This is a genomic window from Dokdonella sp., assembly GCF_036518555.1.
Taxonomy (GTDB): domain Bacteria; phylum Pseudomonadota; class Gammaproteobacteria; order Xanthomonadales; family Rhodanobacteraceae; genus Dokdonella_A.
In genome coordinates, this window is the sequence record NZ_DATDMY010000232.1 from 23133 (window position 1) to 29132 (window position 6000).

Annotated in this window: 6 protein-coding genes; 4 read left to right on the forward strand and 2 right to left on the reverse strand. The window is 69.3% G+C overall.

Annotated elements, in window-relative coordinates; translation table 11 throughout:
- Positions 1-27 precede the first annotated feature (27 nt).
- Together VI238_RS12930 and VI238_RS12935 are read left to right on the forward strand one after the other, a co-directional pair.
- Positions 28-1263, forward strand: coding sequence for an MFS transporter (locus tag VI238_RS12930; protein ID WP_331651997.1), 1236 nt, complete (start codon positions 28-30; stop codon positions 1261-1263).
- 55 nt (positions 1264-1318) lie between these two features.
- The gene (locus VI238_RS12935) at positions 1319-1807 is read left to right on the forward strand and encodes a peptidylprolyl isomerase (protein ID WP_331651999.1); all 489 of its coding nucleotides are present in this window, start codon (positions 1319-1321) and stop codon (positions 1805-1807) included.
- A 106-nt stretch (positions 1808-1913) separates the two neighbouring features.
- Here VI238_RS12935 and VI238_RS12940 read toward each other — a convergent pair whose 3' ends face one another.
- Together VI238_RS12940 and VI238_RS12945 are read right to left on the reverse strand one after the other, a co-directional pair.
- Positions 1914-2402, reverse strand: a complete 489-nt coding sequence (locus VI238_RS12940; RefSeq protein ID WP_331652001.1) for a C40 family peptidase — start codon at positions 2400-2402, stop codon at positions 1914-1916.
- 113 nt (positions 2403-2515) lie between these two features.
- Complete coding sequence (locus VI238_RS12945; RefSeq protein ID WP_331652003.1) at positions 2516-2827, reverse strand: hypothetical protein; 312 nt, start codon at positions 2825-2827, stop codon at positions 2516-2518.
- A 245-nt stretch (positions 2828-3072) separates the two neighbouring features.
- On the opposite strand from VI238_RS12945, the gene VI238_RS12950 reads away from it, so the two are divergent.
- Both VI238_RS12950 and VI238_RS12955 read left to right on the forward strand, forming a co-directional pair.
- Entirely contained in the window at positions 3073-4326 is a 1254-nt protein-coding gene (locus VI238_RS12950; RefSeq protein WP_331652005.1) for an NAD(P)/FAD-dependent oxidoreductase, read from the forward strand.
- 16 nt (positions 4327-4342) lie between these two features.
- Positions 4343-6000: CocE/NonD family hydrolase (locus VI238_RS12955; protein ID WP_331652007.1), on the forward strand; the 1658-nt coding region annotated here is incomplete at its 3' end.

Genomic DNA, 6000 nt, shown 5'->3' on the forward strand with positions numbered 1-6000 from the left:
GCATCCTTCGTCCGTACGAGGTCGCCGATGAGTTTCCTCGCGGTCCTGCGCGAACTCGACCCGCGCCAGCGCAAGGTGGTCCTCGCGAGCTTCCTCGGCTGGACGCTCGATGCGTTCGACTACTTCCTGCTCGTGTTCGTGATACCCGAAGTCGCGCGCGAGTTCGAAGTCGGCAAGACCGAAGTCGCGTTTTCGCTGATGCTCACGCTCGCGATGCGGCCGCTCGGCGCATGGCTGTTCGGACGGCTCGCGGACCGCTACGGCCGGCGTCCGATCCTCATGATCGACATCGTCCTGTTCGCCGTGCTCGAGGCAGCCTCGGCGTTCGCACCGTCGCTGACCGCGCTGCTCGTGATCCGCGCGCTGTTCGGCATCGCGATGGGCGGCGAATGGGGCATCGGCGCGTCGCTCGCGATGGAGTCGATCCCGGCGAAGGCGCGCGGCGCCGTCTCCGGCCTGCTGCAGGAAGGCTACGCGTGCGGCTACCTGCTCGGCGGCCTCGTCTACCTGTTGCTGTTCGACCACATCGGCTGGCGCGGCATGTTCGTCGTCGGTGCGTTGCCCGCGCTGCTCGTGCTGTACATCCGCCGCCACGTTCCCGAGTCGCCGGTATGGTCCGCCAGCCGCGACGCGGGTTCGGCGCGGCCGGGCTTCGTCGAGACGATGCGCGGACGCTGGGGCCTGTTCGCCTATCTCGTCGTGCTCATGATGTGCTTCAACCTCTTCAGCCACGGCTCGCAGGACCTGTATCCGACGTTCCTGAAAGAGCAGCACCACTTCGACACCCGCACGGTCGCCTGGCTCACGATCACCCTCAACCTCGGTGCGATCGTCGGCGGCCTTTTCTTCGGCTCGTGGTCGGAGCGGGTCGGACGCCGTCGCGCGATCGTGACCGCCGCGCTGCTCGCGTTGCCGGCGATCCCGTTGTGGGCGTTCGGCGGCTCGGTGATCCTGCTCGGGGTCGGCGTGTTCCTGCTGCAGGTCATGGTGCAGGGTGCGTGGGGCGTCGTGCCCGTGCATCTCAACGAGCTGTCCCCCGACGCCGTGCGCGCGACACTGCCGGGCTTCGCGTACCAGGGCGGCAACCTGCTCGCCTCCGCGACGGCGCCGTTCCTGACCTGGTTCGCGGAACTGCGCGGTGGCGACTACGCATTCGCGATGGCGACCTTCATTGCCGCGGTCGCCGTGCTGCTCGCACTGGTCACCGCATTCGGGCCGGAGGCGCACGGCGCGCGGTTCGCCTCGGCGCCGGCCGCAAAATGACGGGGCGACTGCAACCTGCTATCCTCGCCCGCTTTTTTCATACCGGAGCGCGTGGGTGAACGTCGAGGCGAACAAGGTCGTTTCCTTCCATTACGTGGTCAGCGATGGCGCCGGCGAGCCGGTGGATTCGTCGCGCGAGCGTGGCGAGCCGCTGAGCGTGCTGATCGGCCACGGCAACATCATCCCGGGTCTCGAGAAGGCGCTGCTCGGCCGCGCGGTCGGCGACCGCTTCGAGGTCGTGGTGCAGCCGGCCGAAGCCTACGGCGAGCGCCGCGCGAACTTCACGCAGCGCGTGCCGAAAAAGTACTTCGAGCATCCTGACCAGCTCAAGCCGGGCATGAGCACGGTGCTCAACACGCGCGAGGCGGGTCCGCGCATGGTCGTCGTGCACAAGGTCGGCTCGAGCGTGATCGACGTCGACCTCAACCATCCGCTCGCCGGCAAGACGCTCACGTTCGAGGTCGAGGTCACCGACATCCGCGACGCGAGCGAGGAAGAAATCGCGCACCGCCACGCCCACGGCGCCGGCGGCCACGATCACTGACGCGAGCGCGAATCGGTAATCGGGGATCGCGAATCCCAAGCTCTCCCGACTCCCGATGTGCGACGCCCGATTCGCACCCCGGCAACCACGGCCGAACGCTCGTGCCTCAAAGCACCCGCTTGCCGTACACGAAGTGGTCCTTCCACCATGCGCCGTCGAGGCTGTCGAGGCGCACGGTGCCGCCGCTGTTGGGCGCGTGCACGAAGCGGCGTTCGCCGACGTAGATGCCGACGTGGCCGACGTCGCGGCCGCTTTCGAAGAAGACGAGGTCGCCCGGCTGCAGCAGGTCGATCGCGAGCTTGCGCCGGCCGAGTTCGCTCATCGCCGACGACGAGCGCGGCAGGGACACGCCGGCCGCATCGCGATAGACGTAGCCGACGAGTCCGCTGCAGTCGAAGCCGGTGTCGGGCGTGTTGCCGCCCCAGCGATACGGGGTGCCCACGAGCGCGATCGCGCGAAACAGCACCGCATTGGCCGCACCCGCGCGCGGCGTGCCGGCGACGAGCGGGGGCTCGGCCCGGTGCGGGAGTGTCCCGCAGGCGGCGAGTGCGAGGGCGATCCCGCAGGTGGCGACGACGCGCGCGTACGATTTCATGACGCCACGCTCGCCGAATCCGCGCCGCCCGTCAACGCGTGTCGGCCGGATCGGGCGATCCGCGGGTTGTTGGTCCAGGTGTGACCGATTTTGTCGCCGCCGAGGAGCCGGACTCAGGCCGCGGTTACACAGAGTGTCAATTTCGGACGACCGGCCGGGGCGGTCGGCGCTTCGGGCTCCGGCGTCACGAGCAGCGAGTGCAGATCCTTCACGGTCTCCTCGAAGCGGGTCAGGCGCTCGTTCGCGGCCTGCGCGACCGGGTGCGGAACGCTCCCTGCGTCGAGCAGGCTGCGCACCATTTCCCGCTGCGGCACGGCGAAATCGGGGTCCTGCATGGCTTCGTCGAGCGCGCAGATCAGCGCGGCGAGCCAGCCGGAATTCGGCGCCCGCAGAGCCAGCAGCAGTTCGTTCGTCGACACCTTCATGTGCGGATCCCCACCGGGCGGCATGCCCCTGCGGGGAAACTGCACATTTGATGCCAGATTCGATCGAGGCGGGCCGTACCCGCACACGACAGCGCACGGCGGCGAAGTCATCCCGTGGGCGGAGCCTCGGCGATCGCCGGGCCGGGCGAGCGCGTGAAGTTTGCGAGAGCGGACAGCACCGCGGCGCCCGGAGTCGCGCTGCGCGACGCGCGCACGACGCACGTCGCGGTCCGTACAATCGGCGCATGACTGCTCGACCTTCGGACGTCGTGATCCTCGGCGGGGGCGTGATCGGCCTCGCATGCGCGTATTACCTGCTCCACGAGGGGCGCAGCGTGACCGTGCTCGAGCAGGGCAGCGCCGGCTGCGCCAGTTCACACGGCAACTGCGGCACGTTGACGCCGAGCCATGCGGGGCCGCTCGCGGCGCCGGGCACGATCGCGCAGGCCCTGCGCTGGCTGTTCAGGCCGGACGCGCCGTTGCGCATCCGGCCGCGTCCCGATCCGGAACTCGTGCGCTGGCTGCTCGCGTTCGCGCGGCGCTGCAACGGGCACGACTGGATCGCCGCGGCGCGCGCGAAAGCGCCGCTGCTGCTGCGTTCGCGGGCGCTCGTCGAGGAACTCGTGCGGCGCGAACGGCTCGACTGCGAGTTCGAGGCGATCGGCACGCTCAGCGTGTTCCGCGACGAGGCGCACTTCGCGCGCGCGCGCGGCATGGCCGAACGGCTCGTCGGCCTCGGCATCGCGGTCGAAGCGCTCGATGCCGCTGCGACGCTCGCGCGCGAGCCGGCCCTCAAGCCGGCGATCGCGGGCGCGTTGTTCCATCCCGGCGACGCGTCGCTGCGACCGGATCGCTACGTCGCCGAGCTTGCGCGCATCGTGCGCGCCGCGGGCGGCCGCATCGAGGAGGGCGCGCGCGTGGACGGCTTCGTGCTCGATGGCTCGCGCATCGCCGAGGTCGTCGCGTCGAATGGCCGGCACGCGGGCCGCGACGTCGTGCTCGCGCTCGGCGCGTGGTCCCCGCTGCTCGCGCGTCGGCTCGGTCTGCGCATCCCGATCCAGCCGGGCAAGGGCTACTCGATCACCTATTCGCGTCCGGCCGCGTGCCCGCGCGTGCCGATGACCCTGAAGGAACCGAGCGTCTGCGTGACCGCATGGGGATCGGGTTACCGGCTCGGCAGCACGATGGAATTCGCGGGCTACGACGATCGCCTCACGCGCGTGCGGCTCGACGCGTTGAAGCGTGGCGCAGCTGCGTTCCTGCGTGAGCCCGAAGGCGCCGAAGTCGTCGAGGAATGGTACGGTTGGCGCCCGATGGTTCCCGACGACCTGCCGGTGATCGGTCGGGCGCCGGGGATCGACAACCTGGTGGTCGCAACCGGGCATGGCATGCTCGGCGTCACGATGTCGGCCGGCACCGGCGTGCTCGTCAGCGAGATCGTCGCGGATCGGCCGCCCTCGCTCGATCCCGCGCCGTTCACGCCGGCGCGCTTCCACTGATCCCACGGAACCCCGAATGGAACGAACGACCCCGTTGCACCGTCACTGGCTCCGCGCGATCGTGCTGTCGCTCACGATCGGCGCGATCGCCGCCGCACGTGCCGAGGACGCGGCACCGCCGGGCGACCCGGTCGAGTTCCAATGGGGCGTGAAGATCCCGCTTCGCGACGGCGTGCGCCTCAACGCGACCCTGTACAAGCCGCGCGAGCAGAAGGGGCCGCTGCCGTGCGTGTTCACGCTCACGCCGTACATCTCGCAGAGCTACCACGAACGCGGCATGTACTTCGCGGCGCACGGCTACGTGTTCCTCACCGTCGACGTGCGCGGCCGCGGCAATTCCGAGGGCGAGTTCACCCCGTTGCTGCAGGAGGCGAAGGACGGCCACGACGTGGTCGAGTGGCTCGCCGGGCAATCGTATTGCGACGGCAAGGTCACGATGTGGGGAGGCTCCTACGCGGGCTACGACCAGTGGGCGAGCGCGAAGGAGTTCCCGCCGCACCTCGCGACGATCGTACCGGTCGCGTCGCCGAAACCCGGCGTCGACTATCCGATGCAACACAACATGTTCTATTCCTACGACACGCAGTGGCTGACGCTCGTCAGCGGCCGCACATCGCAGGAAGGCATCTTCGGCGACGGCCGTTTCTGGTCGGCGCAGTTCCGCCGCTGGTTCGACGCGCACGCGCCGTTCCGCGAGCTCGATCGCTATGTCGGCAACCCGTCGCCGCATTTCCAGACCTGGCTCGACCACCCGATGCTCGACGCGTACTGGGACAGCTTCAGCCCGACGCCCGAGCAGTACGCCCGACTCGCGCTGCCGATCCTGTCGATCTGCGGCCAGTACGACGGCGACCAGCCGGGCGCGCTCGCGTTCTATCGCGAGCACATGCGCTACGGCTCGGCGCAGGCGAAGGATCGCCATTACCTCATCATCGGCCCATGGGATCACGCAGGCACGCGCACGCCGAAGGCCGAGGTCGGCGGCCTCAAGTTCGGCGCCGCATCGTTGCTCGACATGAACGGCCTGCATCGGAGCTGGTACGACTGGACGATGAAGGGCGGCGGCAAACCCGGTTTCCTCAAGGACAAGGTCGCCTGGTACGTGACCGGCGAGGAAGCCTGGCGGTATTCGCCGACCCTCGACGCGATCACCGCCCGCGAGGACACCTGGTACCTCGATTCGGTCGAAGCGCGGGCGAACGACGTGTTCGCCTCGGGGGACCTCCAACGCGACAAGCCGCGCGGCCGCACGCCCGACCGCTACGTCTACGATCCGCTCGACACGAGTTCGGCCGAGTGGGAGCAGGACGACGAGCCCGAGGGTCTCGTCGACCAGCGCGGCGCGATGCTCTATTCCGGCAAGGCCCTGTTCTACCACTCGCCGGTGTTCACGCACGACACCGACATCGCGGGTTTCTTCAAACTCGCCGCGTGGATCTCGCTCGACCAGCCCGACACCGACATCACGGTCGGCGTCACCGAGGTCAAGGCCGACGGCAGCAGCGTCTACCTCGCCGGCGATTCGCTGCGCGCACGCTATCGCAAGAGCCTGCGCGCGGCGGAGGCGGTCAAGCCGGGCGCGATCGAACGCTATGACTTCTCGCGTTTCAGCTTCGTCGCGCGTCGCGTGGCGAAGGGCAGCCGCCTGCGCCTCATGATCGCGCCGATCAATTC